Genomic DNA, 275 nt, shown 5'->3' with positions numbered 1-275 from the left:
ACGCGGCACAATGCCATTCGCTGTATCAACCATACCCATCAAATGAGTTAAATCATCCGTTGGCACGCCTGCTATCATATCGATGTCAGTGGTCACCCAAACCATGCCGCAACCGGGACGGCGATTGGGCACTGATGCCAGCTTTAACGTTTGGATATAACCGCCAGGCCAGCGGTGCATCTCCGTCCACTCCGGTAATTGCTCCGGCTGATAAAGCGCAACTGAATCTTCAATGCCAGCAATCACATGAGTATCTTGGGTCAGCAGTTGCCAAG

The 275-nt window shown here is 52.0% G+C and carries 1 pseudogene; it reads right to left on the bottom strand.

The annotated features are described in order from the left end of the window. Window positions 1-275 (bottom strand): annotated as a pseudogene (locus AAEY83_RS14775) (thioesterase family protein); the annotation flags it as partial.

The sequence above is a fragment of the Psychrobacter sp. TB20-MNA-CIBAN-0197 genome (genome assembly GCF_040309765.1).
Classification (GTDB): Bacteria; Pseudomonadota; Gammaproteobacteria; order Pseudomonadales; family Moraxellaceae; genus Psychrobacter; species Psychrobacter submarinus.
The sequence above is the reverse complement of the archived record's forward strand: the minus strand, read 5'-3'. Positions and strand labels throughout refer to the sequence as shown.